Annotated in this window: 15 protein-coding genes; 7 read left to right on the top strand and 8 right to left on the bottom strand. The window is 33.9% G+C overall.

Going from position 1 to position 17,852, the window contains the following annotated elements; all coding sequences use genetic code 11:
- Positions 1–1,549: 1,549 nt before the first annotated feature.
- From FVQ77_12660 to FVQ77_12650, 3 genes are all read right to left on the bottom strand, one after another.
- A complete protein-coding gene (locus tag FVQ77_12660) occupies positions 1,550–4,108 on the bottom strand; it encodes a tetratricopeptide repeat protein (GenBank protein ID MBW8051165.1) in 2,559 nt (852 codons plus the stop codon).
- A 1-nt stretch (position 4,109) separates the two neighbouring features.
- On the bottom strand, positions 4,110–4,316 hold the full coding sequence (locus FVQ77_12655) for a hypothetical protein (protein ID MBW8051164.1): 207 nt from the start codon (positions 4,314–4,316) through the stop codon (positions 4,110–4,112).
- Between the two features lie 136 nt (positions 4,317–4,452).
- A complete protein-coding gene (locus tag FVQ77_12650) occupies positions 4,453–4,827 on the bottom strand; it encodes a hypothetical protein (GenBank protein MBW8051163.1) in 375 nt (124 codons plus the stop codon).
- Positions 4,828–5,449: 622 nt separating this feature from the next.
- Between FVQ77_12650 and FVQ77_12645 the strand changes: the two genes are divergently transcribed.
- From FVQ77_12645 to FVQ77_12635, 3 genes are read left to right on the top strand one after another with little or no spacing between them, the layout of a single operon-like run.
- The gene (locus FVQ77_12645; GenBank protein ID MBW8051162.1) at positions 5,450–6,682 is read left to right on the top strand and encodes a DUF2029 domain-containing protein; all 1,233 of its coding nucleotides are present in this window, start codon (positions 5,450–5,452) and stop codon (positions 6,680–6,682) included.
- Entirely contained in the window at positions 6,679–7,827 is a 1,149-nt protein-coding gene (gene glf, locus FVQ77_12640) for a UDP-galactopyranose mutase (GenBank protein MBW8051161.1), read from the top strand. The genes FVQ77_12645 and glf overlap by 4 nt, the downstream gene beginning before the upstream one ends.
- The gene (locus FVQ77_12635; GenBank protein ID MBW8051160.1) at positions 7,824–8,537 is read left to right on the top strand and encodes a glycosyltransferase family 2 protein; all 714 of its coding nucleotides are present in this window, start codon (positions 7,824–7,826) and stop codon (positions 8,535–8,537) included. The genes glf and FVQ77_12635 overlap by 4 nt, the downstream gene beginning before the upstream one ends.
- A 266-nt stretch (positions 8,538–8,803) precedes the next feature.
- Here FVQ77_12635 and FVQ77_12630 read toward each other — a convergent pair whose 3' ends face one another.
- A complete protein-coding gene (locus FVQ77_12630) occupies positions 8,804–10,663 on the bottom strand; it encodes a hypothetical protein (protein ID MBW8051159.1) in 1,860 nt (619 codons plus the stop codon).
- A 169-nt stretch (positions 10,664–10,832) separates the two neighbouring features.
- On the opposite strand from FVQ77_12630, the gene FVQ77_12625 reads away from it, so the two are divergent.
- The 3 genes from FVQ77_12625 to FVQ77_12615 all read left to right on the top strand — a co-directional run bounded on the left by FVQ77_12625 (position 10,833) and on the right by FVQ77_12615 (position 14,219).
- Positions 10,833–11,744 carry a glycosyltransferase family 2 protein gene (locus FVQ77_12625; GenBank protein MBW8051158.1) on the top strand — a complete coding sequence of 304 codons (912 nt, stop codon included), beginning with the start codon at positions 10,833–10,835 and terminating at the stop codon, positions 11,742–11,744.
- Between the two features lie 18 nt (positions 11,745–11,762).
- A complete protein-coding gene (locus FVQ77_12620; GenBank protein MBW8051157.1) occupies positions 11,763–12,515 on the top strand; it encodes a class I SAM-dependent methyltransferase in 753 nt (250 codons plus the stop codon).
- Between the two features lie 75 nt (positions 12,516–12,590).
- Positions 12,591–14,219 (top strand): hypothetical protein, encoded by a 1,629-nt coding sequence (locus FVQ77_12615; GenBank protein ID MBW8051156.1) that lies wholly within the window; start codon positions 12,591–12,593, stop codon positions 14,217–14,219.
- Between the two features lie 53 nt (positions 14,220–14,272).
- Here FVQ77_12615 and FVQ77_12610 read toward each other — a convergent pair whose 3' ends face one another.
- From FVQ77_12610 to FVQ77_12600, 3 genes are all read right to left on the bottom strand, one after another.
- Entirely contained in the window at positions 14,273–14,641 is a 369-nt protein-coding gene (locus FVQ77_12610) for a WxcM-like domain-containing protein (GenBank protein MBW8051155.1), read from the bottom strand.
- Positions 14,642–14,662: 21 nt separating this feature from the next.
- The gene (locus FVQ77_12605) at positions 14,663–15,037 is read right to left on the bottom strand and encodes a hypothetical protein (protein MBW8051154.1); all 375 of its coding nucleotides are present in this window, start codon (positions 15,035–15,037) and stop codon (positions 14,663–14,665) included.
- A 97-nt stretch (positions 15,038–15,134) separates the two neighbouring features.
- The gene (locus tag FVQ77_12600; protein MBW8051153.1) at positions 15,135–16,172 is read right to left on the bottom strand and encodes an SGNH/GDSL hydrolase family protein; all 1,038 of its coding nucleotides are present in this window, start codon (positions 16,170–16,172) and stop codon (positions 15,135–15,137) included.
- Positions 16,173–16,325: 153 nt separating this feature from the next.
- On the opposite strand from FVQ77_12600, the gene FVQ77_12595 reads away from it, so the two are divergent.
- Positions 16,326–17,105, top strand: a complete 780-nt coding sequence (locus tag FVQ77_12595) for a Fic family protein (protein ID MBW8051152.1) — start codon at positions 16,326–16,328, stop codon at positions 17,103–17,105.
- Positions 17,106–17,633: 528 nt separating this feature from the next.
- On the opposite strand, the gene FVQ77_12590 is transcribed toward FVQ77_12595, so the two are convergent.
- Positions 17,634–17,852 (bottom strand): aminotransferase (locus FVQ77_12590; protein ID MBW8051151.1); only part of this gene is annotated, 219 nt, incomplete at its 5' end.

Below are 17,852 nucleotides of genomic sequence, written 5' to 3'. Positions count from 1 at the left end.
GAATCCACAACAATAATCCTGTATGCGGAAACAGTGGCTTCATTAGCAGCTTTGTTAAATGCAACCTGAAGATCGCTGCCGTTTCCGTTGTCTGCAACATCTGTCGGAACCAGACTGGAAATAACATCAGCCGGTTGAATATTAAGCGTAATTACATTGGAAGCTGCTGATAATGCATTAGTCAGTGCGTTTACTCCGTCAGCCACACTCAAAACAAATACGTTATACGGCATTCCGTTTACAATGGCATTACCTTTATCGGTTTTAGCGCCTGCGGCCAATGCTTGGGAAATATTAGCTCCTGTGGGCGTTACAGAAGTGTAGTTTGCGGCAATAACAGCATTTGCAGAATCCAGGTTAAAGGTTGCTGCATCGGCAGAATCCACAACAATAATCCTGTATGCGGAAACAGTGGCTTCATTAGCAGCTTTGTTAAATGCAACCTGAAGATCGCTTCCGTTTCCGTTTTCTGCAACATCTGTCGGAACCAGACTGGAAATAACATCAGCCGGTTGAATATTAAGCGTAATTACACTGGAAGCTGCTGGTAATGAATTGGTATTTGTATTCACACCGTCAGTTACGCTTAATACAAATACTTTGTAAGGCATACCATTAGTGATTGCTACACCCTTGTCGGTTTTTGCACCTGCTGCCAGTGTTTGGGAAATATTAGCGCCTGTGGGCGTTACAGCAGTATAATTTGCGGCAATAACAGCATTTGCAGAATCCAGGTCAAAGGTTGCTGCATCGGCAGAATCCACAACAATAATCCTGTATGCGGAAACAGTGGCTTCATTAACAGCTTTGTTAAATGCAACCTGAAGGTCGCTGCCATTTACGTTTTCTGCAACATCGGTTGCAGCTATGCTGGAAACGGTATCAGCCTGAATGGCACCGGCTAAAATAAATCTGTCCTGAATAGTTTCATAAGCATAGTCTTTGAGTGTAAAGGATGTGCAATTAGCCACAACATCCAAACGTGCCCATCCATAGTAAGTTTTGCCACTAACTATCAATTTCAATCCCAGGTATTTGTCAACTGCCCCGGGCCATTGACCTGTCTGATAGGTTGTATTGTTGTAATCGTACCCCATTATCGCACCGTTACCTGGCAACCAGCCAATACCGCTGTTGATGGAATAATTCGCACTAAGGGTATCAGCCCTGTTGGGTGCTCCTGCTACTCCGGCTACAGCATTTGAATTCAGAGCATCTGCTCTTATCGTTGCATAAGGAAAACCACCTGTAGTTCCTGTTGTTAATCTCAAACGGAAATCGGGTGTGCCGTCATTGTTCAGATCAAGTACTAAAGTATCTCCTGGAGTGTTGACAACGCTATCGGGATTAACATCCGTATATGTAATGCCTGCATTTGCTGAACCCACAGATGCGGCCAAAGCCCCTGCTACTGCAGAATAAACTGCAGAATAAGAAGCGAGCTTTTTGTTTAATTTGTTTTTTGTGTTAGCCATTTTTTATAAGATTTATTTTATTTTTATTTTAGGGCTGCAATTTATAACAAATTATTAACTTTTAAACAAAAATATTATTTTTTTTGTCTAATACGATACAAAGAAGTATCCACAACAGCGGCCATCTTAAAAATATTTAAACTGTTATTTAAAAATTCACCAACCTTTTCAGCCTGTTTAACAGGATCAGTAATAATATCAGTATATTTCACACAAATCATTTCTACATTAGGCTGTATTTTTGCCCATTCCTTGACTTTCGTCAGGTTTTTCTTAAAAGCTAACTCAAGCTTTAAAGGATAATTTTTAGTGTTTGCCTTTCCCTGTCTTTCCAGCATTTCAACCTGTGATGATATGACTTCCGTAATATCTCTCTCCATAAAAATTATCTTATAGTTGTAATTTGGAGGAAGATTGTGTAACAAATGAGATATTATTTTCACAGCCTTATTGTCAGTCTCTTTCAGCCATGTATTATTTCTCATCAATGTTTTAACATTTTCATGTTCATAGAAACCCCTTGGATTGTTTTCATCTGCTTTTCTGAAACCATCTGTATATATTTCCATACCACCCGATTCCAACATCTGCATCATAAGGGAAGTGCCCGAACGAGGCAGCCCTGATACCACATATATGGTTTTTCTAACCATGTTATCAAGGATCTTTTTATGCTCATCTGCTTTTTCAGGCTTGTTCAGGTGCTCATTATAAATGGTGATCAATCTTTGCCTTGCTTTACCAATATTGGGAGCCTGGGTTATGCAAACCTCAAATGCCTCGGCTGCACTTTTATATTCCTTTATGCCTATTAATGATTCTCCAAGATGATAATGGGCGAAAGGAAAATTATATACTAAACCTACTGCTTCTAATGCTTCTGTCGCGGCTTCCTCAAACCTATTTCTTCTTAAAAGACTTACAGAAAGTCCATGATGTGATACAGCACTGTCGGGGTCAATATCAATGGCTTTTCTAAAAGCACGCTCTGCATCTTCCCATTGATTTAATTGTGAATAACCTCTGCCTATCTGAAGGTACAGGTCGGGATAATTTTTAATGTTTTTTTCTGCTTTCTTAAAGTATTTAAGCGCTATTCCCGGTTTACTTTCTCCTAACAACACTGTCCCTTCCAAAAGATCTAACATAGGTAGCTTTTTTTTCTGTTTACTGCGAATGTTATCAACAATTTTCCGGCATTCTTTCATCTTATTTAGATTTTGGTAGCATGAGGCAAGCCTTAATGAAAATCTTGTTTGATCCGGATTTTTTTCGCAAAGCTCTTTAAGTATGGGAATTGCCTCTAAGTAGCTTCTTTTATGAATGTAAACCCTCGCTAAATTATATTGGGCCTCTTTAGTAGTATTTTCAACTGCTTTTTTCTTATTTTCATCAGGTTTTTCAATATAACCTAATTCAACAAGATGATCCAGGACTTCATTATTTTCTTCTGAATTTGTAACGGGTGTTGTTTGTGAGTGCATGCCGCATTCTCCGGGTTTATCTTCCCAACTGGAAATTTTGTCCAGTTTTACCTCATGATCAAAAACCTGAACGAGGCTATGGCCATCCATATCATCGCCTGTTGGTAAACCTAATAAAGTAAGAATGGTAGGGGTAATGTCCAATACAGTTGCTCCTTCTATCATTTCATTTTTCCGGATGTGATCACCTTTCATAGCAACAATACCATAAGGGCTATGCTCAAAGGCAGGTGCTGCGGGCTCTATTGGCAGGCTGAGAGGCCTCAGATGGTCAGAATGAAACCCATGGTCAGAAATAACCATAACCGTTGTATCCGGCCCTGCCAATTGGAGTAAACGCTCAAGCATCATATCGTGAAAGCGATAACCACTTACTACTACATCTTTATACATCTCAAAGAGATTTTCGGGAATACCGGGGAGATGTGGAGGATGAAATTTCATAAATCCATGGCCAAAGTGATCAATGGCATCATAATATATGCCCATGAAATCCCATGACTCATTTTCAATTACCCAAGTTGAAGCCGCATGAATTGATGCACAGTCTGCAATAATTTTGGATAATGCTCCTATCCTGGGGTCTTTTTCCTGATCAACTTTTGCAGCATTAGGTACGAATGGCAGTATATGAGCCTCTGTAAGCTCATCAGGATGGATGCGTAAATTTGCAAAAGTTTTGGTGAGGGTTTCCGGATAGACAGTGCCTGGCATCATCTTCCAGGGTTTATCAATGGGTTCTCTTGCACGCTGGTAGAAATTAGAAATACTGATACCATTGATTGGTTCTGCAGGATGGCTTGGCCACCATCCGATCACATTTGTTTTTAAACCTTGTTGTGTCAGAATATTCCAAACAGCTTTTACTTTTCTTGAAGTGGATAAAACAGCACTAACACTGTTTTTTTCCGGATCGGGCTCTGTAAAGCCCAGTATACCATGCTTATCAGCAGTTTTACCTGTTGCAATGGATGTCCATAACATGGGGGATAAGGGAGGATCCAGGGTGACTAAATTACCCCTGACACCATTATTAATGATACTTGCCAGGGCAGGCATTTGTCCATTTTCAAGCATTGGATTGATCACTTTCCAATCGGCAGCATCCCAGCCTATAAGCAGTACTTTTTTGGCAAGTCGTTTTGGCATATTAAATAGAGCTCTTTTTTTTACTTTTTTCAACTTTTTCACGCTTTTCCCGCCAGGCTAATAATCCTTTGGCACCAAGCGCTAACAAGCCCAACGAGCCTTCAACCGGCACTTCATGTTTTTTGCCTTCTTCTGTTATAATTGACATTTCGGAAGTATCGTCTTTTTTTATCCTGAGCTTTGACGCTCCTTGTCTTTTTTTATCCATTAATAAAATTCTTTTAATATTTCATTATTTAGATATTGGAAGGCCCTCATCAATTAAAAATTTTATTTTGTTTTCCTATTACCGGTATATTATCCTGATTTATTTTTGGAATTATCGGTTAATCGGTTTGTGTGTTTTAAATATCTAATTTAGTTTGAGTTGACGTGTCCAGTGTTTCCTTTGGGGCTGATTTAAAAGTTGTTTCCGATGACGTTGGCATATCAATTCCTTTGTGCTCTAATAAATCTTCAACTGTTATGATCTGCATTTTATCACAATCAGCTTTTGGCATACCTTTACCAAAATTATACTTACCTTCATCTTTTACTGCTAACATCATGGGTTTTGTTACTTGTTCCTGAAAGCAAACAAATACACCCCCATTAAAAAAAAGTAATATATAATAGCAAGTAATACAACTAAAAAGAAAACGTGCTAAAAATAATATCCTTTTACTGCTAATTGTCATTATTGTAAGTATTAATGTTGTTATTATTAATATCATTTCCATAACTTTGGGGATTTGCGAGTTTGTTCCTCAATTAAGTTCACCCCAAAGATACAAAAATAGGGGGAATAACCAATTATCCGATGATTCCGTTTATTTTTTATTATTAAGCTACAAAAGTACTAAATTTGAATATTTATTAAATAATCTTTGTTTGCTATGTTATTTAATCATCCTCTTAATAACTTCCAAGTCATAGCATGAGAAGTCTCTTTAAATATTTTAAAACCAGATGGCGGGAATGGCTATTGCTGATTACGGTGCTATCTCTGTTTTTTTTAACAGACAGGCTGCTGAAAGTCTATTATTACTCAAAAAACTACAGTCATTATGTAGTTGGAAACGCATATCAGGAAGATGAGAAGACAGTACTGTTCTTTAGTCCCGACCGGTAATTGTTCTTGCGACATAAGGGTATGGCGCCATAATCTGAAAATCAATAAAGTTACCGAATATTGACCAACTAATAAAACCTGTCGTAATGAACGACATATATTTGAAATATGCCGCGATTTTGTATTTTTTGCGACAAATAACAGGATCACTTAATGTATAATCCAGCGTTACCATGTAATGAATTGCCCCCGTTACCTTCTGACATTCATTTTAAACTTATTTCTTGTTAATGAAAAACCTAAAAATACTAAACATAATTATTATAATATTGTTAATAGCCTCTGGCATCAGATTTTCTTTAGAAGTATATAATATTAAGGAGTTTGGATTTTGCGATTTTCCTGTAATTTGGAATCAGGTGCTAGAATATATAAATACTGGCATACTTTATCCTTTTATCGATAATTTGGAAAATAATTACCGGGCTGATTTACCCCTCTATAGATACCCACCAATTTATGCCAGCCTATGGATACCGTTTGCAAATTTGGGTATTGGTGATAATATATTTATTTATCACTGGATTTTGCAATTAGCCTTATATTTATTCTTTAGCTTTTTACTTATTTATATTGCAATAATTGGCAAAATAAATAAAAACCTTATTTTTATAATAATGATACTTACATTAAATTACATTCCATTCTTTGAAACTCTTTACGGATTGCAATTAGAAACGCTGATTTTGTTGCTTCTTGCATTAACAATTCTATTTTCTATTAAGCAAAATCGGTTAGTTCCCGGATGTACATTAGGCATTGCAACCATGTTAAAAATTTATCCTTTAATATTTTTGATATATTTTGTCATTAAAAAAAAATGGAATGTACTGATTAGTTTCATAATTACAATTATCGTTTTGATGATTGTTTCAATATTAGTGGTAGGTTTTCAGGAAGTTTATGATTTTTATTTTATATTGTTGCCTTATATGTTTATGGAATCAGCACAAGATACTTCTGATAACATAAGCCTGGAAATTTTCTTTGCCAAATTACCCTTCTTGAATCCACTAATAGCCAAAGGTTTAAGCACTTTTACCACCATTATTCTCGTTAGTTTCTCTGTTTTTTCAATATTGCAAAATAGAAAAAAACATCAAAGTATTGAGATCAATCTATTAGAGATTTCTCTTTTTATACCTCTTTTGCTTATGATCTATGGAAATTCATGGCTAAATTATCAGCTATTACTAATGCTATCCTTTTTTTCGATTTTTTACTACCACTGTATTTTGAAAAATATTGGGTTTAAAGTTATAATACCTATATTTTCTTACATTATTATACAATTATTCACAGATGGATTCCCTTATGTTTTTTATATAAAAGATATTCCTACAGAATTAGTGCGTTATATGAGATTTCTAAGTACATTCAGTTTGTGGTTATATACCATATTTCTTCTTAAACAAATTAAACCAACTTATTCAAAAGCAGAAAATTTTATGAGCAAAATATGAATTTTGAAAACTTTAAATATTTAGTTGTAGGCAGTGGATTTTTTGGTTCTGTAATAGCTGAGCGAATAGCAAATGACTTGAATGAAAAAGTTTTAGTTATTGAAAAACGAAACCATATTGGTGGTAATTGCTTTTCAACCATAGATGATTCTACAGGTATAGAGTACCATAAATATGGAACACATATTTTTCATACCTCAAATAAAAAAGTCTGGGACTATATTAATAGATTCACTGAATTTAATGGATATGTTCATCAGGTACTCACTACATATAAAAATAAAGTGTATCAAATGCCAATCAATCTGGAAACAATAAATGCTTTTTATAATATTAACTTAAAACCTTTTCAAGTTGATGAATTTATAAAGAATGAAATTGCTAAAGATAGGATTAAGAAGCCCAAAAATTTTGAAGAAAAAGCTATTAGTTTGATCGGAAAACCTCTATATGAGGCATTTATAAAAGGTTATACTATAAAGCACTGGCAAAGAGATCCTAAACTGCTGCCTGAATCCATATTCAACAGATTACCTTTTAGAAAAAATTATAACGAAAATTATTACTTTGACCGATGGCAGGGAATTCCATTAAAGGGTTATTCTGAAATATTTAAAAAAATGCTAAATCATAAAAATATATGCTTAAAGCTCAATATTGATTATTTCGCTATTAGAGAACAAATACCTGAACCAATGTTAATTATTTACAGCGGGCCAATTGACCGTTATTTTGATTTTAAATATGGCAACCTTGAATGGAGCACGCTTGAGTTTTGTAAAGAAGTGATTGGGGTTGAGGATTATCAGGGAACTGCTGTAATGAACTATGCTGATGAATCTATAAAATATACCCGAATACATGAACCAAAACATCTTCATGCTGAAAGAAATTATCCGAATGATAAAACTTTGATCATTAAAGAATTTTCAAAATCTGATGATGGCCACAGTCCTTTTTATCCAATTAATGATGAAAAGAATCAAAAGTTAGTATTAAAGTACCGCAATGAAGCAGCAAAGCTGGACAATGTCATTATCAGTGGCAGGTTGGGAGATTATAAATATTACGATATGCATCATACAATAGCAATTGCATTAGATATTTATGAAAAGAGAGTAAAAAAAACAAGATATAACTTATGAAAGAACAGATAGAACTAGCTGTTATTATGCCGGTATATAATGAAGCAGAAATAATTGAATATGTTATAAAAAGCTGGATTGATGAACTAAAAAAACATGAAATTAACTTTCAAATCCATGCATACAATGATGGTTCAACTGATAACACCTTTAGCATTTTGAATACAATAGCAAAGAAACATGAAATATTAATCGTTCACAACAAAGCTAATAATGGACATGGTCCAACACTTTTGCAGGGTTATAGAGAAAATTCAAATATTGAATGGATATTTCAGGTGGATTCTGATAATGAGATAAGTTCAGACCATTTTTCGAAATTTTGGGAAAAAAGAGAGCAATATGATTTTCTTATAGGTAGGAGGATTAGAAGAAATCTTTCTTTTACACGAAAGACCATCAGCTTTTTTTCAAGAATCACGATCAGACTTTTCTATGGAAAGAGAATGGGGGATATAAATTCACCCTATCGTCTGATGAAAACATCAAAATTTAAAGATGCATATAACAATATACCAATTTCTACATTTGCAGTTAATGTGATTATTGTTGGTGTGGCATGCTTAAAAAGATTAAAAATTATAGAAATACCAGTTTCATGTCAAAAAAGAAAAACAGGTGAAGGATACTCTGAAAAATTAACTTTTTTTATTATGACCGCAGTGATCTCATTTTATCAAACCATCAGATACAGATATAGTTTTAAATAGTTCGGAAAATATGCATAGTAACAGACTGATCTGTTTTAAAAATTACCCAGATCAAGCTAGCGTGAATTTCTTTTGCTGGCCTTTTGCTAAGTCTTTTTGTTTAGCAGACAGGCTGCTAAAAGCCTATTATTATTCTAAATGCTATCCCCCTTATATGTAGACGACATGCATCCGGATTCACTTGGTAATGAGCTCATTGCCGAGAAAGTATTGCAGAAGATCGTTTCGAAAGGTTTGGTACCCTAAACGAAGGATCCGTCTAAATTTTATTTTGAATCATTTATTGAGATCAATCGGAGCTGGCTCCAGCCTGCCCAGTCATAACTGCTGTTATTTGCCTGGCCTGGTGAAGTGATAAAGGTTATAGAAATTTCCTTTCCCTTATATTTAGACAGGTCAATCTGGTAATCATGCCACTCTCTGTCAGAAGTATTCTTCTTCGGGTCTATATACTTTGAAAAGATCATTTCCGCTTTATTATCTATTTGAACCGAAATCTCAAAAAGCACTCCATCACCTTTTTCAGGATTCCATGTTTGTGGATGGAGACTGAACCCAAAAGTTAAACCTGTTTGTTCAGATATCTCTAAATTATTGTAGGTTATTTGGGTTGGCGGATGAGCATAAATAACTTGCCTGTTATCATTATTAATACTGAATGATGTCAAATCTACATTGTTATCCTGGTTTGTAGTGATGACGGCATTGTTGAGATTGAATGGTTCATTTTTAAAAGTGCGGGCTTTAAGTATTAAAGGTAAAATGGCACCGCAAATAAACGTTATCGCTAATATTACTTTATATTTCCCAGTAGCATAGTGATGCTTATCCTCACTCAAATAATAATGGAATATCCAATAGAAGAATATGTAAAGACCTATCAGACTATTTAATATCGTAAGCGCCAACCTGAATAACGAGATGTTACCCCCGCTTCCATAAGGTATATATAATATTTTTCCCATATTAAAAATACCGGAAGAGACAATAAAGGGGTCATGGAGCACCATGTTTGCCAGATAAGTTAATGTAAAAATGACGTATACCCATTTTATCCTCTGGTCATAAATAACGAACATAGATACCAAGGGGAAAAAAGCAAATAAGTGATTTTCATGCATATGAGTTGAAAGCATAAAAAAACCAAGCGCAACACTCGCAAAAAGATAAAAAAGCGCCAACCCATCTTTCGACCTCCAGAATTTAATAATTGAAATAATATAAAATAATGAGAATAAGATTATACCCGTAGATTTAAAGGACATTCCTCCCAGTATTTTAGTGCTCGCATCTATCCAGGGCAGTCCTGCCCCTATGATCCACCATATATTGTGGGCGTTTACAGAAATGTAGGGCATGGCCTCCAGTTGGAAGAACAGGCTGTAGATGATTTCCTCGATTTTATTCAGATATAAAAAAGGAATAAATATTATAATGGTTGTAATCACAGAAGTTACAGTACATTTGAAGGTGCGCTTAAGCCCAAAATCTCTCCATGTAAAAATTGCTATGAGTGGCGCAAAAGGGAGCACCAGGGGTTTAGTAAATACTCCTATCGTTATAAATACCCAGCTTAATTCGGGTTTTTTGTTCATAAAGTAAAGTAGAGAGAGCAATATAAAAACACTGTAAAACGCATCGGTTTGTCCCCAATATGCGGTGTCAAAAATTATTGCGGGATTCAAAGCATAAAACATCATGGCCAATGAAGCATCCCTATTTGTCAATTGCTTTTTTAAGAAAAAATAAATGAGCAGGCTAATAATTATATTGGAAAAAATGGCAGGCAGTTTCAACAAAAAATCAACAAGTATATCATTAGACTGGAATGAATCAGCAGAAATGAATTGGTGTATGTTTCCAATAATGTATATCATGTATGGATAAACGGGAGGATAATCAATCTGAAGAATGAGCCCATTTGGATGGGGTTCGCCCCAATATGATGCTTCCAAACCTTCATTCACCAATGTGCGGCACCAGGATCTGTACAATTCAACATCGCCCATAGTATCGGGCCATGAAGCGATATAAAGCTGTAATAATAACGAAACTGATAAAATAATAAAAACCCGCTGAGCTAAAAACAGGTTAATAATAGATTGAAATTGCTTTTGTAGATTCATTTGAGTTTTTTTTACACAATATAGCAACTTTGAATAAAGTTGATAATAATATTATTGGTAAATTTGATACTAAAATAAATTATATGTAAAATTATGGCTTATTTGTATGAATTGAAAACATTCTCTGATGCATTATGAATGAAATAATAAAAACAAAAAATAATAATCTATGAAAACATCTGTTGTCATTCCTGTTTACAACGCTGAAAAAACGATTGCACAACTTGTTGCTGAAATTGAAAATGTGCTCTCCCATCAGCAATTTGAGATTATACTAGTTAATGATGGGAGTAAAGATAAGAGTGAAAAAATTTGCAAGGAACTTGCTGCCAAAAGCTGCGTCAAATTTCTTTCGCTAAGAAAAAATTTCGGTGAGCATAATGCAGTGATGTGCGGTTTGAATTTTGTTGATGGTGATATTGCAGTAGTATTGGATGATGATTTTCAAACTCCACCCTCTGAAATAATGATGCTTGTAAATGAAGTGCATAAAGGATTTGATGTGGTTTACTCAAAATACGATCATAAAAAGCACAACTGGTTCAGAAACCTTGGCAGCAGGTTTCATAATATGATTGCTACAATATTATTAAACAAGCCGGCAAATCTTTATCTGTCAAGTTTTAAAGCAATTAAGAAAGAGATTGTAAATGAAATTATTAAATATAAAGGGCCCTTTCCATATATTGACGGATTATTGCTCAGAGTTACTAACAATATAGGTACTTTACCTGTATCACATGAATTTCGCAAAGTTGGTAAGTCTAACTATACATTTGGAAAACTGTTTTCGCTTTATCTTAATATGTTCTTTAATTTTTCGATACGCCCTTTAAGGATATTTACCATCACAGGTTTTGTGATCTTTTTACTTGGCATTCTATCTTCGATTGCATTTATTATAGAAAAACTGCTATATCCTGAAATTCCGTTGGGATGGGCTTCTATTATTGTTGTTGTGCTAATGTTATCAGGGTTTCAGATTTTATTTCTAGGGCTTATTGGTGAATATTTAGGCAAGCAATATCTTGACCAGAATGCTACACCACAATGGGTGATCAAGATGAAAATTATCGATTAATTCTTTCAAAACGGGTATATGTTAGACAGAAAAACAGAATATACACAAATGGCTGCTGTAGAAGGTAATCTTTGGTGGTATAAGTGCCTGCATGCATTGGTTTTAAGAATGATAGAAAATAATTTAAAAAAAAATATCAATGTTATTGATGCAGGATGTGGTACAGGGGGATTGATGAGATATTTAAAGAGTAATGGATATGACAATGTGAAAGGTATTGATATTTCAGAATATGCTGTTGAAATCTGCCGATCAAGATCTCTGGATGTAATAATAGATGATCTAATAAATATCTCAAATCATTTTAGAGCCGGCACTGCTGATGTGATTGTAAGTAATGATACCTTATACTTTTTCTCAAGAGAAGAACAGATCAGAATAGCCAAACAGTTTCATAAACTATTAAAAGTTAATGGAATAGCAATCATTAATGTGCCAGCTTTCGGGGCATTTAGGGGTGTCCATGATATTAGTGTGGGCATCAAATACAGATTTACAAAAAAAGATATTTGGGCTGTATTTGAAAAAACTCAATTTGAGTGTTTGAATGTTATATACTGGCCGTTTCTGTTAACTCCGTTTATTTACATTGCAAGGTTATTTCAGAGAATAAAACTGAAAAATATATATAATGTAAAAGTGAAATCCGACTCAAAAATACCTTTTGGTTTCATAAATTACTTATTGTTCTGGCTGATTTCTTTTGAAAATAATTATTTTAAGAAAAAGCCTTTCGGAAGCAGTTTATTTTTTGTTTTGAAAAAAAAGTGAGCTGTCAAATTTTGTCATATTCCACATAGATATCAAACGTAATAATCATGAATATAACTTTATTTTAGCCGCTTTATGAGACTTAATGAAAGATATATCTACCTGCTGATAATCGCTATTTTTTTTATTTCGGGATTGATCGGCATTATGAACCATGAATTATGGCGTGATGAATTGGAAATATGGCTGATCGCTAAAGAAAGCTCTTCAATACCGGATCTGATCAGCAATATGTATACTGAGACACATCCGGCTTTATGGTATATTTTAAACTTCTTTATTACTATCTTCACTGATAATCCTTTTTACATGCAGCTGCTTAATTTACTATTAGGGACCACTGCTGTTTATATTATTATTCGTTATGCGCCTTTTGACTTATTGCTCAAGATACTTTTGGCTTTCAGTTATTTTTTATTTTATGAGTACAGTATTATTGCCAGATGCTACAGCCTTGAATTTTTGCTGATATTTCTTTTTTGTGTTTTGTACAAAAAAAGACATCAATCTTACCTGTTAATTTCACTGATCCTATTTTTCCTTGCTAACACCAATCTTTACGGAGTTATCATAGCTGCCAATTTAGGTTTATTTCTCTTATTGGAAATATTATTTAAAAAAAAGGGATCTCAACCTTTCAAAATTAACAAAACTGGTTTTGCAAGCCTGTTCATATTTTTTGCTGGAATTACGATCGGCTTTGGAGACATTATAAGCCAGACACTTGAATGGGGCTATTTTTCTTCTTCAATGCCCGGAACTGCCCCGGTAAAGAATTTTCAGTGGATGGCTCAGAACATTGCAATAATTTTTCATGGGTATTTTCCCTTTCCTGATTTTTCTGCTTTTCATTTCTGGAATACAAGTATTCTGACGATGCTGCCTGATGAATTAAGTATGTGGTTGGGATTATTTTTGGGTTTACTATTGTATGTTTATCCTATATTTTTATTCCTGAAAAGACCTTTACTATTAACATTGTATTTTCTCTCTACTTTCACCATGTTGATATTAATAGCTTTTATCTGGCATGGCCAACTCAGGCACCATGGACATATTTTCCTGATGTTCATAGTATGTTACTGGCTTTCTTTTTACATAGATGAATCAACTTCCTTAAAAAACAATGGAACCATGCATATAAAAAAAATGGTGTCGTCAATCATCGATTTTACATATAAAATAAAAACAACAATGCTGACCTTGATTCTGTCAGTACAACTTTTTACAGGCACCTATGCTTATGCTATGGATTTAAAATATCCTTTCTCTAATGCTGAGAAAGCATCAACATATTTATTAAAAGAAGAATTTAATGACTTGTTGTTGGTTGGGAGCCGTGATTTTGCAGTACAGCCAATCACCTACTACATAAATAAAAAAATATTTTATCCGGAAAGTAAAAAATTTGGTACTTATGTAATATGGTCTAAAGATAGAAATAACCTAGTTGGGCCAAGTAATGCTATTGAAGATGCCATATCCCTTTTAACGAATCAAAGGAAAAACTTCTTAATAATAATAAGCCACAATCCATACATTATCAATCAAAACATAAGCTATCTTAATAAAACAATAAATGTCCATATTGGAGAAGAGTTTACAGTCCGGTCTGGTATCAATTTAAAATACCTTGCAAATATTGAAGGCGCAATTGTAAAAGACGAAAATTACTATTTATTCTTGCTTTATAAAGCAGAATGAGCTTAGAAACATCATCCTGAATAATAGCGTCATTCAGTACACCCAAAAATAACTCACTTGTAATCTTCAAATATATAGTCCTTTTCATCAAAATATTCTGAAGCCAATACCATAAGTACCGTATCGGGTGTAAAGCCATCCAATAGATGCCAATCCTCTGGCTCCAGCAGCAGGCAATTTTTGGGAGAGTTGAGCAGAAAATCTTGCTTAAGTACTCCTTCATTATTATGAACAACACAACTGCCTTTCAAACAAATCAATGCCTGGCGGGTTTTGTGATGCCTGTGACCGGCCCTTTGAGAATTATCTACTCCGTAAATGTAGAAAACCCGTTTAATTTTAAATGGGATTTCATGATCTTCAAATACCGTTAGCGATCCTCTGTTGTCAATAAAGGTTTTTAATTCAATTAATTTTGCCATTTAATTTATTATAACATCATTTCATTGTGAAAAACTTTTTAACAGTCTCCAATTAAAGTCAAAAAATACAATATTACAGTATTTTACGCAAATATCCAGCTTGTGTGTGGATGGCCTGATAAAGTTATTCTGAAGATCCGACCCTTCTGACAACTTCAAAATCATATCTTTTTTCGGTACATTAACATAAGATATCTCCGAATCTGAATTTGTAATTTCCATTACCTTCTTTGATAAATCACTGACGGTATATTCATTCTCGGTAGATATATTAAATATTTGGCAACCAGCTATCTTTTCAGCAAGTTCTAAGCTTGCATGAACAGTATCCTCAATATAGGCAAAGCCCCTTGTTTGTTTACCATCCCTATAGACAGTGATTGTTTGATTATTTATAGCTTGCTCAAAAAACGTAGTATTACCATTCTATTATCTTGCTTAATTCTATTAATTTTGCCATTTAATTTTTTTATTCATTAGTATAACTTCCAGCTCACTTAACCTGATTTACTATGTTTACACTGCCGCTTACAAAGTAAACAGTTTCGATATAACTGATTATTTCTGAGGCCGCCTTATAATGTCCGCTTGGCTTCCAATGGCCATCACATTCATAGTAGTAATCGTTAATCTCAAGACATCGACTTAGATCTATAAATGGAACAGAAAATCTCTCGCATATTTCGTTGATCTTATAAACCAGTTCTTCTTTATCAGCCCCAAGATAGTAATCCACTGAAGGAACGTAAATAAACAATGTGTGAAACTTTTTTCGGTTTTCAAAAACTTTTATCTCTTTCATTAACAAATCAAAAGTCTCGTATTTATCAATAATTCTTTGATTATCACCCTCAGTTTTGCTATAATCTTTTTTTGATTCTACTCGTTTTTTTATTTTATTTACAGATTGATAAATTATATCACCAATAAAGAAGTGTCTCGCAATCCCCTTGTTCATCCTACCATTGACGATATTTAACCAATTATTAAATTGCCCAATAGTTGGTTTCGAAAACTTAATTAAACTATCTTCAACATAAAGATAAGGAAAGGGTAAAAAATGATAACCCTGAAGATTATTGTCCAAGTCATTTTCAAAAAAAAGGAATATTACTATTTTACCTTTGATATTATTTCGATTAGCAAACTTTTTGAGTAGTAAAAATTCCTGAACGGTTGAATATCCTGATACACTCATATTCAAAACCTTTAAATTTCCAATCTTCTCCATAAAACTTTCACATGTTTCATTCTTGTTAACACCCCAGCCAAAGCCAAATGAGTCACCTAAAATCAATACATCCGAGTTCACCAGAGAATTATTGTCATCTCGAAATCCCCTCGAGTTAATTGAAATATTGGTTTGAAAATCGATGTTATTAAACACAACACGCAAATCAGGTTTGTTTACAAATCCAATATCGGGGTCAAAATCAATGTTTTCTCTGCTATATTGAAAAATGTTATAGGATCTCCAAATTGCTTCACATTTCTCATCGTCAGACAAGTAAATCCATAAAAAATTTTCCAAGGCCACGAAACAAACAGCAATAGAAAAAAGAGATAAGTCATATTACAATTTCATTTCCCCTGAAACATTTAATATATGGGCTGGAATTACATTGTCAGCTACGCCTACTTTATCAATTAAATCATTATCTTTGTAGTCATATATTTATTCACTATGCCATTTATTGAAACAAAAAAAGAAACAGCGCTTGATGAAAATTATCATGTCGCAAGCGTTCTCACAAAGCAGGAATATTCTGATTTTAGAATTATAAAATCAAAAATTGAAAAGAAATTACAAAAGTATGAACCGGACAATTATTACAGAGCATTTATTACAGATTTTACTTATGACTCCAACGCTATTGAAGGATCATCATTAACACTAAGAGATACAGGCAAACTCCTTTTTGAAGGTATCTGCCCTGCAAAACCACTAAAGCATGTAAAAGAAGCTCTTAATCATAAAGATGCTTTTGATTATACTATAGATTACAAAAACAAAATTGATGAAAAATTTATATGTGCTGTCCAAAAAAAAGTTGTAGCAGGAACACTTCAGGAATATTTAATAAAATATGAAGGTAATATAAGGGAATTAAACGTGCGTGTTGGAAGCCATGTAGCGCCTGATCATCAGCAAGTTCATTTATTGCTGAATAAATTACTTAGATGGTATCATCAATATAATGATAAATATCATGTCATTGAGGTTTGTGCTTTCTTCCATGCACAATTTGAATATATACACCCTTTTGTAGATGGTAATGGGAGAACCGGCAGATTAATCCTCAATAAAATGCTGAAAGATGCTGGTTGGCCATATATGAATATTTTCTTTAAGTTCAGATGGCATTATTATTCAGCATTGGAAAGTTATCAGAATGAAAAAAATATTCAACCGTTAATCCGTTTATTTTTGAGGTGTTACAGAGATGGATATAAGAGGTTTTAATATCGGTCATCGGTAATCGGTAATCGGTGTTATTGATAATTTATACTGATAACCGATAACTGATAACCGATTACTGATGACTTCACCACGGATTTTCAAGATCACCAGGTACATATTCATGGCCTCGTTCTCTATAGTAAGTTCCGGTTTTTCTCTTTAAAACAAGACTGTCTTTATTAAATAATCTATAGAGTAATGAAATGGGGAAAAGTATAATGTAAAATACCACGGTTAATAAAATCCTTGAACTTATATAACCCAAACCCTCCGAAAGCTTAAACCAAAGCCAAACAACTTTTCTGGCAATGAGTTTGGAAACAAGGCTTACAACAATCAGGCAAAATGCGATAATTATTAAAGCCTGAGTCCACTCTAAAAAGTCTTTTTTGCCACAAAAGCACCAAAACACAAAATTCAACCAAAAATTAACTGATTGATTTTCAGTCCCGAGTACTCGGGATGGGATTTGGTGTTTTGGTGCTTTAGTGGCATTTTTATTTTTTCGACTTTTTAGAGTGGACTCATATTTTAATGAAAAAACTCCTTGATCACATCACATACCATAACAACCTCTTCATCCTTAAGCCCCGGATAAACAGGCAAACTCAAACACGTCTCAGCAATAACTTCCGTTATAGGAAAATCCCCTTTGCTGTAACCGAGGTCATTATATGCTTTCTGTAGATATGGCGGAACCGGATAATGTATTAGCGTTCTTATATTATTTTTTGTTAGATGACCTTGCAA

The sequence above is a fragment of the Cytophagales bacterium genome (genome assembly GCA_019456305.1).
GTDB lineage: Bacteria > Bacteroidota > Bacteroidia > Cytophagales > VRUD01 > VRUD01.
The sequence above is the reverse complement of the archived record's forward strand: the minus strand, read 5'-3'. Positions and strand labels throughout refer to the sequence as shown.